We start from the raw sequence: 24,284 nt of genomic DNA, 5'->3' as shown, positions 1-24,284 counted from the left end.
ATTTATTTGATATGGTTTTTTCAATAACATCATGAATTACGCCGGATATCGCTATCCAGCCCAAATAATCAGCCACGCTGTGTGGCTTTATCACAGATTTACACTTAGCTTCCGTGTCATCGAAGAACTGCTGGCAGCAAGCCCCCGCTTTCCGCAAAAAACCAAACGTTTAGTTTGCCATTATACTGACATTGTCAAAATAAGCGGTAACTTCACATTCGGCCACAGCGCCACATTCGGCCATCAGTGACAGTGACAGCCCTGCGTCACCGACAGTGACATCTTGGCTGTAGTATTGCCATTGTTCAGTGGGGGACGTAGTGGTGAGATGGACCCCACTTAGCACCACATGCGCCACACCACCTTCGCTTGATGTGCCTCTCATAGCATACGCAATAGTCACTTGTTGCCCTGTGGTGAACGTGCCTGCGCCGATACTTGATTGGCTGATAATTGCCGCTTGCGTATCTGCCGCAGTCAATTTTGCCGACCAATTACCAGCCATTTGTTCGGCTGTGGCAGTTCCACCAGGAACAGTATTAACTGACCAGCCTTCAAGATTTCCCGTTGCAAAGTCACCATTAACAATCTCAGTGTCAGTAGGAATAGTACCTACAGGTCCAGAGATTTCTTCTTTTACGTTTACCGTTCTAGTGACTTGGTTTGCTGCGTTGCCATCATTGCCCATCACATTGTAAGTAATGGTGTAAACGCCTACGGTGTCGACATCAACATCAGCATCACCAGTAGTAATGATATTTGCCGTTACATCACCTTCTAGATTATCAAGGGCCGTTGCGCCAGCATCCGTGTAGTCACCACCGACAGTAAGCGACACGGCTGAGTCACCAACTAAGGTAATCTCAGGCCCTATCTCTGCTGCTGTTATTTCCCTGATTGAGATATTGTCAAAAGTTACGTCCGTGGCCACACCTGCGCCTAAGGCAAAGATAAGGGACCCCGGATTTACCGCATTAGCGTTGGCAGTGAAAATCACTTTGTATGAATCCATACTGGTTGTTAACGCTACGGTTTTGTCATCCATGAATTCAGCAAACCAAGGGGCACTAGTAAACTGTTCACCCAGTTGCACTACGATACTTCTCTGCTCTGCGACCACTGCATCAAAATGGATTGCATAGGTAACACCAGGCATCAGATCCACGCCGGCCTGAACGAGTCTAGGCTGCCAATGTGCACCACCTGGAGTTAGATTAGTTACCGAAAGTTCATCGTTGACAATCTCTATATCGGCAGCCCCTTCTTGAACAATCCACTCTCCACCTAATGCCGTTGCAAAATCACCGTTGGTGAGAATATTTTGGCTTGGGTTTATCACATTAACTTGGCGGGTTACTTGTACCGACTCGTTCCCTGCCGCATCCATCACCATGTATGTAACCGTGTAAATACCCACTGCCGACGTATCAATATCTGACTCATCAATAATGATATCCGCGGTGATAGTACCATCAACGTTATCTGCTGCTGTTGCACCTTGTTCAAAGTATGCATCATTTAAGCTAAGCGTTACTGAAGGCAAGCCAACTAATGTAATAACCGGTGCAACCATATCTGTTGAGCTTACCGTAACGGTTCTTGTTACTTGAACAGCGTCATTGCCAGCGGCATCCGTTACATCATAAGTTGTGATGTAGTCGCCTTCTACTGCAGTAAGAATTTCATCGCCAGCTACGGTAGCAACTAAATTCGAATCTACATTATCTGTGATGGTCACGCCTGCATCTGTGTAGGTATCACCAGTTAAAACGTAGACAACGTCGTCACCCACTAAAGTGATTAGTGGTGCTTGGATATCATCAATTGTTTCCACCCATGCGCTAAGACGGATATTGTCGAAGTAGGCAGTCACTTCACAACCCTCTACTGCACCGCATACCGCGCCAAGAGAAAGATCAACACCCATGCCAGCGTCAGAGCCGAGAGTAATATCAACGCTATGCGTTTCCCATTCAGCGGTAGGTGCAGGAATAAGAATTTCATCCGTATCAACTACCGCGTTTGCAGAAGAGACAGTGTGAACAATACCGTTAACGACACCGCCATCTGTAAGAGAGCCTTTCAGATCAAAAGAAACAGTTACTACTTGGCCTGCCGTTAGCCTGCCTGCGCCTATGCCTGTTTGTTTAATACTTGATTGACCAGAAGAAGCTGCCAACATTTTAACGGCTCCCTCCTCAAGCGTAACAGCTCCAAAAGTGCTCCAAGGCGCAAAATCAGTGCCCGAGAACTCACCATTTTTGAGAATATCTACAAGTGAAGTATTTGGGTCTGTGCCCGGGTCCGTACCTGGATCAGTGCCTGGGTCCGTATCTGGATTAGTGCCTGAAGTAAGGACAATATTGTCGAAGTAAGCTTCAACTGCACAATCCTCTACTGCACCGCATACCGCGCCGAGAGAAAGATCAACGCCCATGCCAGCATCAGAGCCGATAGTAATTTCAACGCTATGTCTGACCCATTCGGCGGTAAGGGTAGGCATAGGAATTTCATCCGTATCCACGACCGCGTTTGCAGAAGAGACCGTGTGAATAATACCGTTAACGACACCGCCTACATTAGCAGAGCCTTTCACATCAAAAGAAACAGTCACTACCTGGCCTGCCGTTAGTATCCCGGCGCCTATGCCTGTTTGTTTAATACTTGATTGACCAGCAGAAGCGGCTAATAGCTTAACGGCTCCAGCCTCAAGAGTCACATCTCCAGCAGTGGCCCAAGACGCAAAACCGTCCTCGAAATCGCCATCACTGACTAAGTTTTCGCCAGTGGGTGGCTCAACAGGTGGCTCTGGGTCAGTACCTGGGTTAGTGCCTGAAGTAAGGACAATATTGTCGAAGTAAGCTTCAACAGCACAATCCTCTACTGCACCGCATACCGCGCCGAGAGAAAGATCCACGCCCATGCCAGCGTCAGAGCCGATAGTAATTTCAACGCTATGTCTGACCCATTCGGCGGTAAGGGTAGGCATAGGAATTTCATCCGTATCCACGACCGCGTTTGCAGAAGAGACCGTGTGAATAATACCGTTAACGACACCGCCTACATTAGCAGAGCCTTTCACATCAAAAGAAACGGTCACTACTTGGCCTGCAGTCAGGGTGCCTGCGCCTATGCCTGTTAGCTTAATACTTGATTGACCAGAAGAAGCTGCTAACAGTTTAACGGCACCATCCTCAATGGTCACATCTCCCACAGTGGCCCAAGACGCAAAACCGGCCTCGAAATCACCATCACTGACTAAGTTATCGCTTGTTGGTGGCTCAACAGGTGGCTCAACAGGTGGCTCTGGCTCTGATGTTGTGAAATATACATCGGCTAATAAAATCGTGGTGCCAGCATCTCCGATAAAGTTTAGAGCAAACCAAGTCATGTCGGTAAAGCCAGGTAAGGCAACCTCAATTTCAAGCCAGCCATTACCTAAATCAAGTCCTGATGAAAGATCATAACTGATCTTAGATTCGGACATTGTTGCACTTTGAACAAAGACTTCGACAGAAGTAAACGTGTCAGTTTTAACTTTAAATTTGGCATGGGTAAATGCAGAAATATCAATCGAATTTTCATCTTCATTTCCCCATGCTATAACAGTTCCCCAACCATCACTTTTTGAAATTTCCAATGCTCCAGGGTAATTTATGTCATCAGGTAGCTCAGTATATACGGTGCCTGTGTCCCAATTCTCTCCCCAATAAGCTATCTCATATGAGGCGTCATTGACTGAATGGAAAATATAACCATCAGCGCTTGGCGGGCTAATTATTTCTTCTGATGTAAGGCCAACATTGTCGAAGTAAGCTTCAACTTCACAATCCTCTACGTCACCGCATACCACGGCGAAAGAAAGATCAACTCCCAAGTCAGAATCAGAGTCTTTAATATTTGATTGACCACCCTGAAAAGCTAACAGTTTAAAGAGTCCAGTCCCAGGCGCAACATCTCCGATAGGAATCTCAAAGCTATGTGTGACCCATTCGGCGGTAAGGGTAGGCATAGGAATTTCATAGGTAGCCACTACCGCGTTTGCAGAAGAGACAGTCTGAATAATACCGTTAACGACACCGCCACCTGTAAGAGAGCCTTTCACATCAAAAGAAACGGTCACTACTTGGCCTGCAGTCAGGGTGCCTGCGCCAATGCCTGCTAGTTTAATACTTGATTGACCATCAGAAGCTGCTAATAGTTTAACGGCTCCAGCCTCAAGCGTAACATCTCCAACAGTGGTCCAAGACCCAAAACCGGCCTCGAAATCACCATCACTCACTAAGTTATCGCCTGTTGGTGGCTCAACAGGCGGCTCTGGCGCTGGGGCTTCTTCAACAATAACGGTTCTTGTGATGGTGGCTGTATTACCAGCAAGGTCAGATGTGGTATAAGTGATAATATATGTACCAGGCACTGAACTATCAACGTTTCCGGATTCACTGGCAATTAAACCTGTATCGATATTATCGGTAACTGTTGAACCAGGTTCTTGATAGGCCTCCCCGAGAGGTAAGGTTAAATTATTATCACCCATTAAAGTGATTGATGGCGCTATTGTGTCATCTTTTTGTTCTGTTAATTTACTACCATCATCTCCATCACAAGCTGTCAATACTAAAGCTAAGCTCGCCATTAACATTGTTTTTTTAAGATAATTTTTTTTGTTTCCTAAAATCATTTATATTTCTCACCGTGTTTTATGTTTGTAACCAGACGGGATTAGTTGAATTTATATGGATAATCTAAAAGGTGCTGCTAGGTGCGACTATAAGCGGTAATATTAATTTATTTCATCTGTAGATAAGTCAATTTCATCAAACCTTCAGAACATATAGTATGAACGAATGTTTATATATTCAAAAAAGATAAAACGGTCTTTATAAGAGATAAAGTGGATGTTGCACAAATATTACCACCCCCCTTGCCACACCGCGAAATTACATAGACACCGAAATTACATAGACATCACCCACTTTTCAAAAATAGCAAAATAGGCGTTATGTTCTAAACTTTAGGGTACTCAAACAACCACGGATGGTCTGTTATGCCTCAGCCACGTAAGAATCAAACAAGTTTAATCGATACGCCTTTTTGTCATTGTGTTTCCCGCTGTGTTCGGCGTTCTTTTTTGTGTGGTGCGGTGACCGCGTCAAGGATAAGTTTACAGGGCAGAGTTACGAACATCGCCGAGGTTGGGTAGAAGAGCGTTTATTATTTTTATCTTCGGTGTTTTCTATTGATAGCGCGGCTACCGTATTTGCGCTTATGCCAAAATAAAAAAGACAGCCATCCTTAAATACAACAAAAACACACCCCTAAATACAGGATTAAATCACACAAACCGGTGTGTTTTAGTGAAAGAAGTGCTGAGTTACTGCTGTTTCTGCGCTGGATGTGTATTGGCTATCAAAACCATTCCAAATACCGAAATATAAGACAAAAGGATTGAGCTGAGGATTATCAGAGACGCTGATTTATCCAATCATCAACGGCGGGTTTTGGCACGAACCACTATTCCCTGATCCATGGGTCTATGACAACTTTGGGCGGCTAGTATTATCCCTCTTTGATTTTACTGAGCTGACTATAGCTATAGTTACAAAGGTGGCTTTTTTTCTATAAGATTAGGTCGTATCTTAGGGTACTCAACAATAAAAATAACGACTCTAGTAGATAGATGGAGAAACCTTGAAGGTCTATCCTTTTGGCGCCCCCTCTGTGATCACCAAAATTTGACAGCACAAACAAGACCTTAGTTTTAAAAATCCCCTTAGCCTACCACTAATATACTGCGTAATTGATCGCCCAATAATCCAGGTAATATTCCTAGCAGCAATAAGCCCGCTGCAATGATGCCGATCCAGATCTTGGTAAAATAGGCGCCAGAAGCTTGGTGTATTTCGTTTTTTGAGGGGGCAAACAAGGTGAAAATAACCCGTAAGTAATAATATAAACCTACTGCACTGCCAACCAACATGGCGGCGACTAACCACCAGGCGGATAATTTAACCGCCAAGGTCAGCAGGTAAAATTTGCCTATAAAACCTATAGTGATGGGCATACCTGCCAAAGACAAAAAGCCTAAGGTCATGATGCTCGCAAGCCAAGGATGTTGCCAGAATAAACCCTGTAATTGTGGTAGCTGATCTAGGTCTTGTTGGTCATCTAGTTTAGATAACAAGCTTAATACCGCAAAAATCAAAATAGAGGCGACCAAATAAGCCAACAAGTAATAACTGACCCCTTCTAATACCAAACTGTGGTCGATTCCCATGGCAATAATACCCGCCACTAACACGTAGCCCATATGGGCGATGGCCGAGTACGCCATTAAACGTTTTAGACTTTGTTGTTGCAATGCCAACCAGTTACCAAGCAACATACTGGCTATAGCCATCCAACTGAGCATGCGTACCATGTCGGCTTCAAAATCCTCAGGTACCAGTAATATCAGTTTGATAAATAAAGCGAACACTGCCGCTTTGGATAAGGTGGTTAATAATAAAGTGGAGTTGACTGGCGCACCTTGATAAACATCTGGGGTCCAAAAATGTAAGGGCACCAATGATAGTTTAAAAGCCAATCCGGCGAGTAACAGTACAAAGCCACTTTTGGCTAACAAACCCATGGGAGATTGCAGCATATCCACTAACAACAATTGTCCGCTGGTAGCATAAAGTAGCGCAAAACCCATCAATAACACACTGGTCGCTGCACCCGATAGCAGCAGGTATTTCATCGCGCCTTCTAAGGCGACTTTACGCTCACGGTTATAGGCAAGCATGGCTAACATGGCCAAACTCATTAATTCAATGCTGAGGATAACACTGCCCACATGTCGCGACATCACTAACAACATACCACCCAAACAAGACAGCAGCAGTAGAATATAAAACTCTTCGGCTACTTCTTTGCTACTGTTCCCCTGATAAGAGCTACCCATGTAAGGACCTTGTAATAGGGCCACAGAAATACACGCCATCAAAATCAGTAAGCTGAAAAATCCACCTATGGGTTCATACTCAAACAATAGTGTGATGGTTTTAATATCGTTCGGGTATTGCCAGATTAACGCGGCTAACGCCAAGACTAGGGTCAGCACCGTTAAGCCTTGAGCAATAACACTATGACGTTTCCAAGACGCTTGCAGCATCACTAACAAAATCCCAGCACTGATAATTAATACCGGCAGTAATAACCATAATTCTTGCAAACTCATGGTTTTGCCTCCTTCGCGATGCTTAACAAACTGCTCAGGGTGTCGGCACTGAGGTCAAGTATGATGTGAGGTTGTAAACCAAAATAGAATAAGGCCACAACCAATAAGCTGGTATACACCAGTTCGCGCATCCGTAAATCGCTTATGTCGATGTTTGTCGGCCCCTGAAACGCTCGCTGGAAAAGATGCAAGCCATACACGGCCGAGCCAATAATGCCCAATGCGGCAATAATAGTGTGGGTGGGAAATACTTGATAACTTCCTAGTAAGGTAAACAACTCGCCATTAAAATTAGCCATACCCGGCATACCTATGCCAGCCATAACAAAGATCAAGGTGATGGTGGCCATTTTGGGCGCGCTGGCCCACATGCCACCCATGCTACCGATTTCGCGGCTATGGATCCTATGTTGAATCATACCTGCCATGCTAAACAAGGCAGCACTGCTGATACCGTGGGCGACTATGGTTAATATTGCACCTTGCAGCGCCACTTCCTGCCAACTAAAGAGCGCTAACAACACAAAACCCATATGACTGATACTAGAATAAGCCACCAAACGTTTGAAGTCAGTTTGGCTATAAGCCATTAACGCGCCATAAATAATACTCAACACACCTAAAGTCACTGCAATAGGGGCAAATTCCATAGTGGCGTTTGGGAATAGTGGTAGCACGATTCTAATTAGCCCATAAGCGCCGGTTTTTAATAAGATACCCGCCAACAAAACACTGCCGGCAGTGGGAGCTTGGGTATGGGCGTCAGGTAGCCAGCTATGTAAGGGCACCATAGGCAATTTCACCGCAAACGCGATAAAGAAACCGAGCATTAACCAGTATTCCGTTTTAGGCGCAAATCCCAAAATTTGTAACTCGGCCAAACTGAAACTCAAAAAGCCGGTTTGTGTCTGATGTTCCAAGGCCAGTGCGATGATCGCCACTAACATCAATAAACTACTGGCTTGGGTGAAGATGAAAAATTTAATTGCAGCGTAGCGGCGCTTTTCATGACCCCAGATTAATATAAGTGCGGTCATGGGTATTAACATCACTTCCCAAAACACAAAAAACAGGAATAGATCAGCAGCCAGGAATACACCAATAATACCCGCTACGCTGAACAGTAAATTGAAGTGAAAGAAACCTCTGTGTTGTTCGATTTCGCGCCAGGAAACCGCTACCGCTAATATGGCTAGAGCGAGGGTCAATACCACCATTAATAAGGCTAAACCGTCGAACAACAGGGCAAAATGAATATTAAAGCGCGCAAACCAAGACCAACTTAAACTGCTATCGCCTAAGCTACCTAAGTAAAAACTTAATAGCAGTAATCCAGTTAAACTGAACAAGGTGATCCAATTACCTGAACCCCTCAATTTTTTCTCGGCAAACCAGGCTACTGCACCACATAGAAGAGGTAAGAAAATCAGTAAACTTAAAAGCTCCATATTTACGACCACCATACCAGTCCTCCCAACATTAAGGCGCAGCCGGCAAGGGTGCCATATAAGTACCAGCGTACTTTGCCGTTTTGGCTAATCACCAACACCTCATTTAAACTGAAATTAAACCAGCCAACAAAATGATAAAAGTGGTCGACGACATCGCTTTTATTGACCCGCGCAAACAGCTGTAGTGGTTTTGTAAACACCCAGTCATATAGCCAATCAAAACCCAGTCCGTCTCGGCAAAAATTCTGCAACGCACCATGACTAGGCTGCGAGTGTAAATTGCTTCGAGGAAAGTAAAACACCCATGCCAGCGCAAAGCCGACAACCGCTACCGCTACAGGCATCCATTCAATCCATAGGGGCAAATGTGGATGGGTAGCGGGACCAAATACCTGGCTGAAATCTAAACTAATAAAGCCACCTAACGCCGCTAACGTGACTAAGGGCAATAACGCTACGACAAGTTGGCTAGACGGGGCATAATCACCTTCTTCAAGATGGTGATTCGCTGGGCCAAAACAGACAATAAACAATAAACGAAAACTGTATAAACTGGTCAAGAAGGCGCCTAAAACACCCATCCACCAAAGAAGAGGACCGGCAGTATGGGCCTCATAGGTTGCCACCAAAATAGCTTCTTTACTGAAAAACCCTGAACTACCGGGAAAGGCGACTAGGGCTAATAAACCAATCAGTAAAAAGGTCGAGGTCATCGGCAAACTACGAAACAAACCGCCCATCTTAAAGATGTCTTGTTGATGGTGCATTTTTAAGATAATGCTGCCGGCAGTTAAAAACAGTAGCGCCTTAAAAAAAGCATGGGTCATTAAATGGAAAATCGCACCGTCGAAGGCTAAAGCACCCAAACCAAGAAACATATAACCAATTTGGCTCATGGTGGAGTAGGCCAGAATACGTTTGATATCGGATTGCGCTAGCGCTGCCAAACCCGCTAATACTAGGGTTAAGGCGCCTATCCAAGCAACTATGTTTAGTATGCCTTCAACCTGCAAAAACAATGGATGCATTCTGGCAATTAAATACACCCCAGCGGTAACCATAGTGGCAGCATGGATCAACGCACTCACAGGTGTGGGGCCCGCCATCGCGTCTGGTAACCAAGTTTGCAATGGCAACTGGGCCGACTTACCCACGGCGCCACCCACCAGTAAAATACAGGCTAACCACAAGTTGCTTGGGTCAACAACCAAACTCGAAGTCACAATGGTATTGATATGTAGGGAGCCAAACTCGCTAAATAAGATCAACAACCCGAGCATCATTGCGGTGTCACCTACCCGGGTTACAATAAATGCTTTTTTTGCTGCGGCTACGTTATTGGGCTCATGTTGCCAAAAGCCAATCAGTAAGAAACTGCATAAACCCACGCCTTCCCAGCCCAAATACAGGAGAATTAGGCTGTCGCCTAACACCAGCATTAACATCGCAAAAACAAATAAATTCATGTACACAAAAAAACGCTGCACGTCTTTGTCGGTGTACATATAAGCGGCGGCGTACCAGTGGATCATCCAGCCTACACCGGTGATCACGCCCATCATCACTATGGACAGTTGATCTAAATGTAAACCTGCATTCAGACTTGCCCCAGCAATAGGTAGCCAGTTAAACAACACTTGTTGATAGGCTACGGCATCATTGGCAAAAAATTCTAGGCCAATGGCCAACGTTAACAGGGCAGCCAAGCCCATTGAACCGACGCCCAGCATGGCCACCATAATAGGTGACAATCGACCGGCAAATAACAACAATGTTATTGCCGAAGTAAGCGGTAGTAGCGGGACAACAAACAGCCAATCTTGCATGTTTAGCCTCTCAACTCGTCTAGTTTGTCGATATCTAAATCGCCAATATGTTCACGTAAACGTATCAGCAAGGCCAGTCCAAGTCCTACTTCGGCGGCGGCAACACTGAGGATAAGAATATAAATGACTTGTCCATCGGCTTGTTGCCATAAACTGCCGGCCAGAATAAAGGCCAGGGCACCTGCATTCAGCATAATTTCCATGGACATCAACATAAATAAGGTGTTTTTGCGGCTTAACAAACCGATAAGGCCAATGGCCCAAAGGATGGCAACCAGCACAAAACCATGTTCAATTGGCACTGTCATAATTTATGGTCCTGTTTGTTAATGGCTTTTTGGGGCAGTTCTTTGGCTAAGTGATAACCACCCACCAACCCTGCCAATAATAAGAAAGAGGCAATTTCAACGGCCAATAAATACGGGCCAAACAATAAGCTACCCACAGCTCTAGCATCCACTAATTGCACCTCACTAGGAGACCATGTCTGCTGGGATTGCAGCACCCACACCACTTCAGCCAGTAATATCATCACTAACACTGAGGGACCCACCCAGTATTGCCACTTCAGCCACTGACTTTCTCGGTCAATGTCTGATTGGTTGATGTTAAATATCATCACCGCAAACACAAACAACACCATAATTGCCCCGGCATAAACGATGATTTGTAGGGCCGCAGCAAAAGGCGCACCGAGTAAATAAAAACACATGGCCAAAGCCAACAAACTCACCACCAAATACAACAGGGCATGTACCGCGTTTTTATTGGTCACTACAAACAGGCTGGCGACGACTGCTATGCTGCCACTTACATAAAATAACAGTTCAGCATTCATGGCATTAAGCTCCTGATATCCACAGGAGGCTTTTCATTGTCGGCTTCACCTTTGTCTTTACCTTTAATACTTATTCCTGCTTTGTGGTAGAAGTTGTAATCGGGATATTTACCTGAGCCGTCTATCAGTAAATGTTCTTTTTCATACACCATGCTTTGCCGATCGTATTCTGCCATTTCAACATCGGGCGTAAGTTGGATCGCGTAGGTGGGGCAAGCTTCTTCACACAAACCACACATAATACAGCGGGAGAAATTAATCCGAAAAAAATCGGCAGACCAACGCCCTTGTTCATCTTCGGTTTTCTGTAAGGATATACAATCTACTGGGCAGGCCACTGCACATAAATTACAAGCCACGCACCTTTCTTCCCCATCAGGATCCCGGGTCAGCACAATACGCCCTCGATATCGCGGTGCTAAATAAGGTTTTTGTTCTGGATATTGCACCGTATCGGTTCGATCAAACAGATGTTTGAATACAGTCCACATGGTTCTAATTTGAGAATACATAGTTAAAAGTCTCCCCATAGTTGAACAACAGCGGTGCCCACTAAATTGAGCAAAGCAAGAGGTAACATCCATTTCCAACCAAATTCTAATAACTGGTCAAAACGTGGACGAGGCAGGGATGCACGCAGCAAAATAAAGAAACAGATTAAACCCATGGTTTTTAATACAAACCACACAAAAGGCGGTAACCAAGGGCCCAGCCAGCCACCTAAAAACAAGGTGGTGATCATCATCGAAATCAACATCATGCCCAGATATTCACCGAGGAAAAAAAGTGCAAATTTGATCCCCGAGTATTCGGTGTGAAAACCTGCTGCCAGCTCTGTTTCCGCTTCTGGTAAATCAAAAGGCAAGCGATGACTTTCCGCCACACCGGCAATGATAAAAATCACAAAACCAAGAAACTGAGGAATGACATACCACATGCCCTCTTGTGCTAACACAATGTCAGTGAGTTTGAAGCTACCACTTAAGATCACCACGCCAAGCAAAGACACCCCCATAAACACTTCATAACTAATGGTTTGAGCGGCTGCTCGCATTCCCCCCAATACCGCATATTTATTGTTAGACGCCCAACCAGCCAGCACCACCGAGTAGACTGCCATTGAGGTCATGGCGAGAAAAAACAACAAACCAATATTGCTGTCTGATACCACTAAACCTGGCGCCATGGGGATAACTGCAAAACTCATTAATATGGCCATTGCGCCAATCAGAGGTGCCAATACAAACACTGGTCTGTCGGCAAAAGGTGGGATCCAGTCGTGTTTAAAGAGGATTTTTATCAAGTCAGCCAAAGATTGTAAAATGCCAAAATAGCCAACCCGATTAGGTCCATAACGTTGCTGAAAGAAGCCCAGCAAACGTCTTTCAAACCAGACCAACATAGCAGCAGTTGGCACTAAAATGGCCACCATGGCGGCGATCAATAATATCAAATCTAACTCTGGCATCAGACCACTCCCTCAATAAAGTGAATGGGAATGGTTTGGTCTTGGGCTCGCAAATTCTGCAACTGAGTCTGCTTTTGGTTAGTCTGATTAACGAGGGCACGTTGTAATTGCTCTGTGTATTCCTGGGTTTGCTTTGCTGTGGCAAGTGTTAGCTGTTCGCAATGTTGCAACGGGAAATATTGGTCAGCTGGTACATATATCAACAGACTATTCACAGGCACTTGTGGGTTAACAACGACGTGAAAAAGTGTTGAGTTATCATCGCAATAGACTAATTGTCCTGCCGCTATTTCGAGTTTTTGTGCTTGTGCTTGGCTCATTACAACTTGTGCTTGCACCTTAAGTTGGGCGACAGGCAATGCATGTAAACTTAGATTGTCGCTGCCAAATACTTTTTGCAAGGGCAATAATTGCCATTTTGCTTTGTTGGACTTAGACCATTGTGGCGACCATTTAAACCACTGCTTATTTTGCACGGCAGTCACGCAGCGCACTCCGCCTTGGGCGGTGAGTGTGTCACTGCGATATTCGTCCCGAAACTTATGGTTGGATTGATTTGAATTCCAACCTGGTGACCAGCTATACGCTAATGGTTCGTCACTATATTGCCCCGCCTTAAACCCTTCCATGCTCTGTTTATACCCAGCACCTGCTTCAGAAAAAGGCTTTGGCTCATGCACTGTTTGGTTTGCTAACATGGCTGTTCGGCCACTGGCTCTGGGAGTTTGTAAGGCCAACTGTCCGTGATGATGTTGTAGCCAATGGGCCGTGAAATGTGGATACAATTGAGAGATTTTATCTCTTAATTGGCCTAAGTCACTAATACTCCCCAGTGTATGTTGGCGTAACTTGGCAATATTCACTAACCACTGCCAAGCTGGTAAACATTGCCCAGCAGGTTTGGTCGCTGGAATGTAAGATTGTAGCAGTCCCTGATAATTAAGTTGAGTACCGCTGCACTCGCTAAAACTTGATGCTGGCAGATTCACTTCATCTTTAGTTGGTTCACCTAGTTGGCTTATTCGCATTATATTTACTGAATTGGAGCGAAGTTCATCGAGTTGCGCGTTAAATTTAGAGCTGCTGTGATCGAGGACCAAAAGATTGGTTTGTGCGGCAGCTAGTTTTTCCTTTACTTGCTCAGCAGGCAAATAACCTTGTTGCATCAATAGCCCTAAAGTCAAGGTATTGGCTTCGGGCGGCACAATGCACAACATACTGTGGTCTTGCTCTTGCTCTAAACTAGCCAGCGCCTTGCGAATATTAGCGGCAGCAGCTAACAATGCCGGATTATTTGCCGACCAACCGGTCACTATCAAGGGGCGTTTGGCTGTTTTTAGAATGTCCACCAGCAACAGGGTTTGTGCATCAACTTTGCGAACTTTGGCTTTAGGGGCTTTTTCGTTTAACAAACCGGCTAATATAAAACCTTGTTCAGCCGCACGTTTATCGTCGCATATCAGATGTATTGTGGCTTGTTTGCTTAGATCAGATTGCCCATAACCTAAGTAAGCTAAAGGTACCGGGTGATGGGGTGCAATGCTGCGCACTGCCGCATCTTGCCAATCAGGCACACGCAATTTTACCGCTTGTTCACGGGCATTATTTAATAAGGCCTGACGGATGGATAGCGCAATACGCGGCGCGCTGTTATTCACATCCTCACCGAGTATGACTATGGCATCGGCCTGTTCCATTTCAGCCAAACTGGCACTCGGCCATTGCGCTAAAATATCCATGTGGGTGGCGAGTAAGTCTTCTTGATTGGAGTCCAGACCTAGGCTGAAATTATCCACACCAACAAGTTGTTGCAAAGCAAAGTTATCTTCCAGACTAGCTTGGCTGCTGCCAATGCCCAGCCAAGGTGCTGAGCCGGTTAATTTGGCACTAACGGCTGAGTCGGCCCAGTTTGCTGGTTCGCCCTTAGTTAAAATGTGTTTACGACGTAGATCACTGTTTACAAAACCAAAACCGAAGCGGCCACGATCACACAGGAAATAACCATTGAGATGTTCGTTCAAGCGGTTGGTGACTCTTCTAACCGAGCCATAACGCTCAGACAAACTGATGTTACAGCCCACTGAACAGTGTTGACAAACTGAAGGCGCAGCTTGTAGATCCCATTTACGGGCGTAGTGATCGCCAAAGGGTTTGTCAGTAAATACACCAGTGGGACAAACCTCTACCAAATTCCCGGCAAACTCACTTTGCAATACACCATCTCGCTGACGGCCAAAATACACATGATTTTTTGACGCTTGTGCAGCTAAATCACTGCCTCCGGCATAATCTTTATAGAAACGTTCACAGCGATAACAGGTAATGCAGCGATTCATTTCGTGTTTGATTAAAGGACCTAAATTTTGATTTTTAAAGGTGGTTTTTTTACCTTTGTAACTGCGTTCGTGATGTCCCGCCATAACGGTCATATCTTGTAAATGACATTCCCCACCCTCGGCACAAACCGGGCAATCATGGGGATGATGAGTCATCAGTGCAGCGATAACTTGATCGCGAAATTCTTTTTCAGCCGGTTGTTGCATACTCACGCGCATGCCCTCCGAGACCGGCGTCATGCAGGCTACAATTAATCGACCGCGAGTATCGTTTTCGTCTTGATATTGGGTCATGGCACATTGTCGACACGCACCTACCGAGCCCATTGCCGGATGCCAACAAAAATAGGGTAAGTCTAATTTTAGCGAAAGACTGGCCTGTAACAGGTTTTGTCCATCGTTGACTGTGTATTGTTGATTGTCGATAAATATTTTAGCCATAAATTAATGTCTGTGAGGACACTCCTTGTGATCAATATGCTGCTGAAAATCATCGGCAAAGTATTTCATACCACTGCGCAACGGCTCGACTGCTCCAGGTGCAAGGGCGCAAAAGGTTTTACCTAGCCACATAAAACCGCATAGTTGCAGCAAGGCGTCGATATCATCTTGACTGCCTTGGCCATTTTCTATGCGAGTTAAAATTTCTACCGCCCAGGGCAAACCATCACGACAAGGTGTGCACCAACCACAAGATTCTTGGGCAAAAAATTGTAATAAATTCAGCACCATACCCACCGGACAGTGTTTGTCATCTAAAGCGATAATCACACCTGTGCCCATACGACTCCCGGCTTTAGCAATGGCGTCATATTCCATGGGAATATCTAAATGTTCGGGCAATAAAAAGTCGGTTGAAGCGCCGCCGGGTAACCAGCCACGCAAGGTTAATCCTTGTTGCATACCGCCGGCTAATTTGAAAATTTCGCCTGCCGTTGTACCCATGGGCAGCTCCCATAAACCGGCGTTTTTGACTCGTCCGCTGATGCCATAAATTTTGCTGCCGGTGTCAGCGCCGCTGGATAATTGCTGGTACCAGTCTGAGCCGTTTTTAAGAATGCAAGGCAAGTTACACAGGGTTTCACAGTTATTGACTATGGTCGGACGGCCGAATAACCCCGCGACTTGTGGGAAAGGGGGTTTGGCCCGTGGGTTGGCGCGTTTGCCTTCTAATGCATTGATAAGCGCCGTTTCTTCACCGCAGATATAACGCCCTGCGCTGGTGTGAAGATGCAATTTGAGTGAGTAGTGGCTGCCATTAATATTGTCGCCAAGTAATCCGGCGCTTTGAGCTTCATCTATGGCTTGTTGCAAACGCGTGGCACACAGTCGGTATTCGCCCCGTAAAAATATGTAAGCCACATCCGCACCTATGGCGTAGGCCGCAATCATCATGCCTTCAATCAGTAAGTGGGGCGAGCCTTCCATCAGCCAGCGGTCTTTGAATGTGCCTGGCTCCATTTCATCGGCATTACACACCAGATATTTATGTTGTGGTGCACCTTCGCCCATTGGCACAAAACTCCACTTCATACCTGTCATAAAACCTGCGCCACCACGGCCTTTGAGCTTGGAATCTGAGACTTGCTGCTGCACATCCTGAGGCTGCATGTTTAGGGCATTGCTAAATCCTTGATAACCGCCGGTGCTTTGGTAAGCGATTAGATTTTGTGGGTTGTTGAGGTCCAGGTGTTGGCTTAATGGCTTAAACATTTTCGCCTCCTTTCATCCCATTCATCCCTTTCAGCCCTTGTAGCAGCTTGTCGATAGCGTTGATATCCAGACTTTCTACTAATTCACCGTCTAACATCAACGCGGGGGCTTTGTCACAGCAACCCAAACACACATTAGGCAGTAAAGTGATGTTGCCATCTGCCGTGGTTTGACCAAATTCAATGTTAAGGGTCTGGCGTAAATGCTCGGCAATACTTTGATAATCATGTAACCAGCACGTAATGCTATTGCACAAGTGGATAACGTGTTGTCCCACCGGCTGGCGGTAAATAAGATTGTAGAAAGTGGCAATGCCTTCTAATTCGGTGGCTGACATTCCCAACATGTCAGCAATAGCGTACAGGCTTTCGTCGCTTATCCAACGGCGCTCACGTTGCACTATTTGTAGGGCATCTATGGCGGCAGCGGGGCGACTTTCATATAAAGCACATTCGTGTTCTATAGCAGAAATTTCAACTTGACTGAGCACCTCGCGGTAGTCAACTGGTACTTCTGCCTGTGGGTCTATCAAGGTGATGGGAATGGTTTTGTTCATCGGTCTACGTCCGCCATAACAAAATCGATGCTGCCAATTGTTGCTATCAAGTCGGCGATCATTTGTCCTTTGGCCATCACTGGGATCATCTGTAAGTGAGGGAAGGATGGTGTTCGAATTCGGGTTCGATAACTCATAGTACCGGCATCACTGGTAAGATAATAAGCGTTGCTGCCTTTGGTTGCTTCCACTTCCATCATCACTTCGCCAGCAGGAATGACGGGCCCCCAACTGACACTTAAAAAATGCGGAATTAGGCTGTCAATATCTTGCATGGTGCGATCTTTAGGTGGTGGGGTGGTCAATGCATGGTCTGCTTTGTATGGCCCTGCTGGCATATTGTTCACACATTGACGAATGATACGCATGCTTTGGCGAATTTCTTCGACCCGCACTGCACATCGGTCATAAGAATCACCACGTGTGCCCAGAGGTACTTCAAAATCAAAATTTTCATATCCGCTGTAAGGGCGTTTTTTGCGGAGATCCCAGTCAAAGCCGGTGGCCCGTAAACCTGGACCTGTGACGCCCCAATCTATGGCAGTGGCGGTATCGTAAGCACCGATACCGACCGCGCGTTTTTTGATTAAGCTGTTTTGCATCACCATCTGATCGTAGTCAGCCATTCTGGCCGGCATATAATCAAGCCACTCGGTGACCATCTTGTCCCAACCTTTGGGTAAGTCAGCTGCCAGACCACCGATCCTGAACCAAGCAGGATGCATGCGTGCGCCGGTGATCGCTTCAACAATGCCAAACAGTTTTTCTCTATCAACAAACATATAAAAAATGGGCGATAACGAACCAATGTCTTGAGCAAAGGTGCCGTAAAACAACAGATGACTAAGAATACGGAACATTTCAGACATCATCACCCGGATGATTTTGACCCGCTCTGGCACTTCAATACCCGCGAGTTTTTCAAGGGCCATCACATAAGGCAGGTTATTCATGACCCCGCCTAGGTAATCGATGCGGTCAGTGTAGGGGATGTAGGAGTGCCAGCTTTGGCGTTCGCCCATCTTTTCTGCACCGCGATGGTGGTAACCAATATCAGGTATAGCCTCAACAATCTCTTCGCCATCAAGCTGTAACATGATCCTGAACACACCATGCACACTGGGGTGATTTGGCCCAAGGTTAAGCCACATAAATTCTTCAGGATTACCTTTTGGTTCAAGCCCCCAGTCTGCGGGGCTAAATTTTAAAGCTTCTTGCTCCAAGTCACGAATATCATCGGGCAAACTATATTTGCCCATTTCTGTGGCACGGGCTGGATGAGTTTTACACAAAGGATGGCCTTGCCATGTGGTCGGCATCATTATTCGGCGCAAACAAGGATGACCGGTAAATGTAATCCCAAATAAGTCCCAGACTTCACGCTCATACCAATTGGCGTTTGGCCAAATAGAAGTGACAGAGGCAAGTGATTTTGAATCTTGTGGCAGTGCGACTTTAAGACGTAAGTCCTGATTGCGTGCGTATGAGCGCAATAAGTAGACCACAGTAAAATCAAGGCGCTGTGCTATCACATTATGCTGCCGTGTGGTTTCGTCTATGGCAGTAAGATCAAACAAGAAATCAAAGGGTGCGGTGAGTTTAAAACGCAAAGCATCACACAAGACCACTATGTCATTTGGCTCTACCCACAGGGTTGGGATTTCATCGGCCGTGGTTTCTTCTTGTAAGTGAGAGCCTGCCAACAATAACTGAATTTCGTTGAGTAAACTTGCCTTCGAAGGTTGCCCCATACCTACACCCTATCCGGTGGAGTGAGATCACGAGCACGCATACGTTCGCTATTATGAATATCTCTTTGACTGGGCTTTTCAATGGTACTGACCTTGCTGTCTTCACCAATTACCCAACTGAGTGGGCGTTGCTCACGACCGATTGCATCTTGTAACAACATCAAACCTTGCATCAAGGCTTCGGGCCGTGGTGGACAGCCGGGTACATACACATCAACCGGTAAGATTTTGTCTACGCCCTGCACCACAGAATAGATGTCATACATGCCGCCCGAATTGGCACAACTGCCCATGGATATGACCCACTTAGGCTCGAGTAATTGATCATATAAGTGTTTTACAACAGGTGCCATTTTCCGAAATACGGTACCTGAAATGACAATTAAATCAGCTTCTCTTGGCGTAGCACGGATCACTTCAGCCCCAAAGCGGGCGATATCGTGTCGTGCAGTAAAACTGGTGGCCATTTCCACATAACAACAGGACAAACCAAAGTTAAAAGGCCAGATTGAGTTTTTACGACCCCAATTGACCATATTGTTCAAGGTGGTAAAGATAACGTTCTTTTTTATGTCCTCCCGAACCGATTCATCGATTACTGGCAGCTGTTTGGGCACCACGTTAGGGTCGCTGAGATTCCAATCCATTAATGTTGCTCCGGTAGCTGTCTTTTAAGAATATTGAGTGCGCCAATTCGCCATAAATACACCAAAGCGACGAGTAGAATAAGCATGAAAATTAACGCTTCGATAAAGCCTGTTACCCCAACCTGCTCAAAGGAAATAGCCCAAGCAAATAGAAACAAGGTTTCTAAGTCGAAAATGACAAAAAATATAGCGTATAAAAAGAAGTGATTAGCAAACTTAACGCGGGCATTGCCCAAGGAGAGAATGCCGGATTCATAGGGTAAATGCGTAGAATGACCACGGGTTCGGGGACCCAACAAAGACGATGCGAACATCACAGCGGCCAATAAAACCAATGTGAAAGTGAAATACAACAGAATTGGCCACAGTTCAATCAGCGCTTGTGTCATAAAACATTACCCCAAAAATTAATTAGTTCTTTCGATCATTATTGTCGAAATTACCTTTCTGGACTTATCACTTACAACGTCCGTAAGGCGCTACTAAAATTAACTACAAACTATCTTGTTTTTCAAAGTGACTAACGAATGGATTGACTAAGGTTTTAAGAAACATTTTGACCCTTTCGTCGTCAGATTCAGCCGAAAACTCGCCATAATATGTTGCGGTGCGAGCGTGTAATTGTTGATTATGTAGCAATAAATCCTGCACCTGAGAGAAGTGACTCATTGATGTATTTCCTATTTCATACTTAGTAATATTGATACTAGTAGACTGTTGAAAAATGCCACATACAATTTACATTTTTTTAACATAGCTCAAAATTCATACAGAAGATACTGAAAAATAAGTTGATTTTTTATATGCGCTGATTTTTTAATGAGAATCGTGGCAGGAATAGCGACGTAAAGCAGTGGATTTTTTGATTGTTATTTTTGCCTGTGCAGATCCCGTAAGTATGCAAGGTGATTACCCTGGAGGGGTTATAATTTTATTTACCTATTTCAACTTACATCCAGTTTTTGTTGAGACAATTGTTCCCACATATAATTATAGGGCACCATGTTTTTCTGGATGATTTGTGCAATGCGTGAAGGTAAGGGTTCTGTTTTTACGTCTCTTTTTGTATCAACAAATCCACTACTGTTAATAGCGTCAATATGCCAAGACTCCCTTTCTTTCCATTCGTCCCTCGAACCGGGATGCCAATCTAAAACATCTTTAGGCATTACATGTTTAATAGAATCAAAGTAGCGACCGACAGTTTTGATTGGGGACCTGATTAGTTGTTCAGCATCTACAATGAAAGGCTTGTTTCCCGTCAATGTATATATTCTTTTAAATAACGTGCTCTGGCCTGTAAATCCGGTCTCATTTTCATGGAAATTTTCACGCATTTTAAAAAGCGAAGGGATAGATAATTTAGGGTCTCTGATTAAAAAGGTATGTTGGGCTGATAATATCTGACTATCTGAAATAAAAGGGGTGACATGGTAAGCCATATCTTTCACAAAAACGGGCTGTAGCAGACTATTCTGGGAAAGCGAGTCAAAAACCTGATTGAAATTTCTCTGGGTTATTCGAACATCATGTGATGAGAGCATTCCTTGTTTATAAATATCAATAAATGGCTCCCCAATAACATTAAACTGGCCAGAATTGACCATCATTTTTTCGAATGCGGTACTTCTTGACCGAGGTACACACCAAAGAAAATGAAGTGAATGACGAACTGATTTTGTCAAAGTATTAAGCGACAATTAACTTGACCAGCTAGCGGCAACCATCTTGACCGGTCGTTCTGTTAAGGTTCGATACTGAAATTCGGAGGGAATTCAGTGTCGGGTAATCACATTACAGAAAGACAAATCAGGTTATATATGAAGTTACGAGAGAATTTCACACAGGAAGTCGCAGCGAGTAAATCTAGCATTTCCGTCAGCACTGCCGGTCGTATTGAAGGTAATCGACACCAACCTAAAAAGAATAAACGAGGGTGGCGAACCAGAGTAGATCCGCTTGAATCAATATGGGATACAGTTGTTTTACCGCTATTAAAGCAAGATGCAAACATAAGCCCTGTTGGTGTCTTCGACCACTTATGCGATGCCCATTCCGATAAATTCAGTTCATCATCCAGACGAACACTTGAGCGGCGTATCCGCAAGTGGCGACATTTACATGGTCCTGCTCAAGACGTGATGTTTATGCAGCACCATGAACCTGGAAAGCTCGGGATATGTGATTTTACCCACATCAAGAGTCCCGTAACCATTGATGGTAAGACGTTTAAACACATGCTGTTTAATTATCGTTTGCCCGCCAGCGGTTGGGTGTACTCACACGTTATTTATGGTGGAGAAAGCTTTGCTGCCTTCTCCGATGGCTTACAAAATGCGTTTGCTAAAAGCGAAGGTGTGCCTCAGGAAGTGCGTACAGATAGCTTAAGTGCCGCGTATAAAAACAACAGTTCCGTTGAGGATTTTACCGCCAGTTATCAAGAGTTGATCGCGCACTATGGGTTTATTGCAACGCGCAATAATACCGGCGTAGCGCATGAGAATGGCGCGATTGAATCAAGTAATCGCCATATTAAATCTCAGGTTGAGCAAGCCCTTAAAGTGCGAGGCTCATTCGATTTTAATTGCCGGGTAGAATATGAGTCCTTCGTTCAAAGCGTCACCAGTCGGCGCAATAAACGCATTGCCGCTAAGTTCGCGCAAGAGCAGCGACAATTACAAGACTTACCTGTGCATAAGAGCGTCAATTACTCACAAGAATACGTGCGAGTGACGCGCACCAGTACCATCAATGTGAAACGTGTCATGTACACGGTGCCCTCTCGATTAGTGGACAGTCAGGTAAAGGTGCATGTCTATGATGACCACTTAGACTTGTTCTTAGGCCACGAACTGACCTATCGCTTAGAGCGCGTTTATGCGTCAGGTGCAACACGCAAACGCAGCGTCAATTACAAACACGTAATCGACGCACTCGTGAAAAAGCCAAGGGCTTTTAGATGCTCACAATGGCGTGATGAGTTGTTGCCTAATGAGGATTACCGCACCATCTGGCAGTACGTTGAGGCTACCATGAAGGCAGATGATGCCAGCCGTTACATGGTCAGAATATTACATCTGGGCAGCAAGTTGGATAATGAAATGCGCTTAGGTCGCTTCATAACTAACCAACTCAATATCAGTCGATTACCGAGCTTATTTGATTGCCAGGAGCGCTTTGGCGCGAAGCCTAAGGACATCCCACAGGTAAATGTGATGCAGCATCAGTTGTCGCAATACCAGTCGTTACTGCAAGGCGGTCGTCATGAATAGTGCAACGGCTTCATTGCCTTTAATGCTCAAACAACTACGTTTAAGTGCCGTTACAGAGCAGTGGGAAGCTATTGCTGATAAAGCCTTGCACGACCAATGGCGACCCGAACAGTATCTCAGTGAACTATGCCATATTGAACTGGCCAGTCGCACTGACAAACGTCAAATGCGCTACATAAAAGAATCGCTGCTGCCGTCTGGCAAGCACTTAGGTGGCTTCGACTTCACGGCCATTGAAGGCCTTAACAAAGCGAGAATGTACGAGCTTGCGGACAATCACGACTGGGTAAGAAAGGGTGCTAATTTATTGTTGTTCGGAGCCAGTGGCGTAGGTAAAACACATCTGGCGAGTAGCTTAGGGTACAGCCTGATTGAAGCGGGTACCCGTGTGAAATTCTACTCAGCCAGCGCATTAGTCCAACAGCTACAAGAAGCCAAACAGTCACTCAAATTACAAGATGCACTCAACAAACTTGATAAATACCCAGCGCTTATCATTGACGACATTGGTTACGTTAAAAAGACCGAACAAGAAACCAACGTGCTGTTTGAACTGATTGCACATCGCTATGAAAGACATAGCTTGATCATAACCTCAAATCAATCGTTCGAAGACTGGGACGAGCTATTTACAGATACCACCATGACCGTCGCCGCTATAGACAGACTAGTTCATCATGCTCACATCATTCAATTAACAGGAGAAAGTTATCGCAGAAAAACAGCTATGAAAGAAGGGAAATAAAACGGTGGCAACTGGTCAAGATAATTGCCGCTGACCGGTCAAGATAGTTGACGCGCTATAGTCAAAGTGAATTTCCAAACGAGTTTTATTGTTGCGGCTCTTACTCATTAGCCTAATATTGAGCAAACTAATTAACCTGCGCTCTGGATAAATAGTAATAAAAATTCGGTATAGTCATAATATTTTGTGCGAGTTCGAATAACTGATTTTTATTGTATTGCTATACCCTATTGATTTTTAAGCATCAGGTAGTCTTACAAATATATGTTTGAGATTCAATGTTCCAAAGACTGCTTGCTCATTGCGTAGATTCAGATAAACCAGCAGGATAAAATCTAGACACCCAGTGTAATAAAGCACCCAATCACAGCTGATTTGTTATTTTGAAAAAATGGGGGGCTTTTTTAGTACTGCTGCAGCGATTCTGATAATTTTTTCATTGTTGACTCAATCTTCAAG

The 24,284-nt window shown here is 45.0% G+C and carries 18 protein-coding genes and 2 pseudogenes; 4 read left to right on the top strand and 16 right to left on the bottom strand.

Annotated elements, in window-relative coordinates:
• Positions 1–31 precede the first annotated feature (31 nt).
• Positions 32–136, top strand: a pseudogene (locus CXF95_RS06555) (IS6 family transposase); the annotation flags it as partial.
• A gap of 33 nt (positions 137–169) precedes the next feature.
• Here the strand turns inward: CXF95_RS06555 and CXF95_RS06550 are convergent.
• Positions 170–4,681 (bottom strand): immunoglobulin-like domain-containing protein, encoded by a 4,512-nt coding sequence (locus tag CXF95_RS06550; RefSeq protein ID WP_101197914.1) that lies wholly within the window; start codon positions 4,679–4,681, stop codon positions 170–172.
• 366 nt (positions 4,682–5,047) lie between these two features.
• Here CXF95_RS06550 and CXF95_RS30445 point away from each other — a divergent pair.
• A pseudogene (locus CXF95_RS30445) lies at positions 5,048–5,271 on the top strand (transposase); the annotation flags it as partial.
• Between the two features lie 502 nt (positions 5,272–5,773).
• On the opposite strand, the gene CXF95_RS06540 reads toward CXF95_RS30445, so the two are convergent.
• From CXF95_RS06540 to CXF95_RS06475, 15 genes are all read right to left on the bottom strand, one after another.
• Positions 5,774–7,222, bottom strand: a complete 1,449-nt coding sequence (locus CXF95_RS06540) for an NADH-quinone oxidoreductase subunit N (protein ID WP_101197913.1) — start codon at positions 7,220–7,222, stop codon at positions 5,774–5,776.
• The gene (locus tag CXF95_RS06535; protein ID WP_101197984.1) at positions 7,219–8,670 is read right to left on the bottom strand and encodes a NuoM family protein; all 1,452 of its coding nucleotides are present in this window, start codon (positions 8,668–8,670) and stop codon (positions 7,219–7,221) included. Before CXF95_RS06535 ends, CXF95_RS06540 begins: the two co-directional genes overlap by 4 nt.
• 2 nt (positions 8,671–8,672) lie before the next feature.
• Positions 8,673–10,499, bottom strand: a complete 1,827-nt coding sequence (nuoL, locus tag CXF95_RS06530) for an NADH-quinone oxidoreductase subunit L (RefSeq protein ID WP_101197912.1) — start codon at positions 10,497–10,499, stop codon at positions 8,673–8,675.
• A gap of 2 nt (positions 10,500–10,501) precedes the next feature.
• On the bottom strand, positions 10,502–10,810 hold the full coding sequence (gene nuoK / locus CXF95_RS06525; RefSeq protein WP_232787690.1) for an NADH-quinone oxidoreductase subunit NuoK: 309 nt from the start codon (positions 10,808–10,810) through the stop codon (positions 10,502–10,504).
• Positions 10,804–11,337, bottom strand: a complete 534-nt coding sequence (gene nuoJ, locus CXF95_RS06520; RefSeq protein WP_101197910.1) for an NADH-quinone oxidoreductase subunit J — start codon at positions 11,335–11,337, stop codon at positions 10,804–10,806. Before nuoJ ends, nuoK begins: the two co-directional genes overlap by 7 nt.
• The gene (gene nuoI, locus CXF95_RS06515) at positions 11,334–11,849 is read right to left on the bottom strand and encodes an NADH-quinone oxidoreductase subunit NuoI (protein WP_101197909.1); all 516 of its coding nucleotides are present in this window, start codon (positions 11,847–11,849) and stop codon (positions 11,334–11,336) included. Before nuoI ends, nuoJ begins: the two co-directional genes overlap by 4 nt.
• Before the next feature lie 2 nt (positions 11,850–11,851).
• Positions 11,852–12,805, bottom strand: a complete 954-nt coding sequence (gene nuoH / locus CXF95_RS06510) for an NADH-quinone oxidoreductase subunit NuoH (protein ID WP_101197908.1) — start codon at positions 12,803–12,805, stop codon at positions 11,852–11,854.
• Positions 12,805–15,582, bottom strand: a complete 2,778-nt coding sequence (gene nuoG, locus CXF95_RS06505; RefSeq protein ID WP_101197907.1) for an NADH-quinone oxidoreductase subunit NuoG — start codon at positions 15,580–15,582, stop codon at positions 12,805–12,807. The genes nuoH and nuoG overlap by 1 nt, the downstream gene beginning before the upstream one ends.
• A 3-nt stretch (positions 15,583–15,585) precedes the next feature.
• The gene (nuoF, locus tag CXF95_RS06500; protein WP_101197906.1) at positions 15,586–16,854 is read right to left on the bottom strand and encodes an NADH-quinone oxidoreductase subunit NuoF; all 1,269 of its coding nucleotides are present in this window, start codon (positions 16,852–16,854) and stop codon (positions 15,586–15,588) included.
• Complete coding sequence (gene nuoE / locus CXF95_RS06495; RefSeq protein ID WP_101197905.1) at positions 16,847–17,410, bottom strand: NADH-quinone oxidoreductase subunit NuoE; 564 nt, start codon at positions 17,408–17,410, stop codon at positions 16,847–16,849. The genes nuoF and nuoE overlap by 8 nt, the downstream gene beginning before the upstream one ends.
• Positions 17,407–19,161 (bottom strand): NADH-quinone oxidoreductase subunit C/D, encoded by a 1,755-nt coding sequence (gene nuoC, locus CXF95_RS06490; protein ID WP_101197904.1) that lies wholly within the window; start codon positions 19,159–19,161, stop codon positions 17,407–17,409. Before nuoC ends, nuoE begins: the two co-directional genes overlap by 4 nt.
• 2 nt (positions 19,162–19,163) lie before the next feature.
• Positions 19,164–19,808 (bottom strand): NADH-quinone oxidoreductase subunit B family protein, encoded by a 645-nt coding sequence (locus tag CXF95_RS06485; RefSeq protein WP_101197903.1) that lies wholly within the window; start codon positions 19,806–19,808, stop codon positions 19,164–19,166.
• Positions 19,808–20,197 carry an NADH-quinone oxidoreductase subunit A gene (ndhC, locus tag CXF95_RS06480; protein ID WP_101197902.1) on the bottom strand — a complete coding sequence of 130 codons (390 nt, stop codon included), beginning with the start codon at positions 20,195–20,197 and terminating at the stop codon, positions 19,808–19,810. Before ndhC ends, CXF95_RS06485 begins: the two co-directional genes overlap by 1 nt.
• A 103-nt stretch (positions 20,198–20,300) precedes the next feature.
• Positions 20,301–20,477 (bottom strand): hypothetical protein, encoded by a 177-nt coding sequence (locus CXF95_RS29525; RefSeq protein WP_157828093.1) that lies wholly within the window; start codon positions 20,475–20,477, stop codon positions 20,301–20,303.
• Positions 20,478–20,752: 275 nt separating this feature from the next.
• Complete coding sequence (locus CXF95_RS06475) at positions 20,753–21,493, bottom strand: hypothetical protein (protein ID WP_255418902.1); 741 nt, start codon at positions 21,491–21,493, stop codon at positions 20,753–20,755.
• A gap of 93 nt (positions 21,494–21,586) precedes the next feature.
• Here CXF95_RS06475 and istA point away from each other — a divergent pair, with 93 nt between their 5' ends.
• Positions 21,587–23,080, top strand: a complete 1,494-nt coding sequence (gene istA, locus CXF95_RS06470) for an IS21 family transposase (protein ID WP_101197900.1) — start codon at positions 21,587–21,589, stop codon at positions 23,078–23,080.
• Entirely contained in the window at positions 23,073–23,825 is a 753-nt protein-coding gene (gene istB, locus CXF95_RS06465) for an IS21-like element helper ATPase IstB (RefSeq protein ID WP_101197899.1), read from the top strand. Before istA ends, istB begins: the two co-directional genes overlap by 8 nt.
• The last annotated feature ends 459 nt before the right edge of the window (positions 23,826–24,284 follow it).

Origin of the sequence: Paraglaciecola sp. MB-3u-78 (assembly GCF_002835935.1) — a bacterium.
Classification (GTDB): domain Bacteria; phylum Pseudomonadota; class Gammaproteobacteria; order Enterobacterales; family Alteromonadaceae; genus Paraglaciecola.
This window is presented reverse-complemented; position numbering and strand designations above follow the sequence as displayed.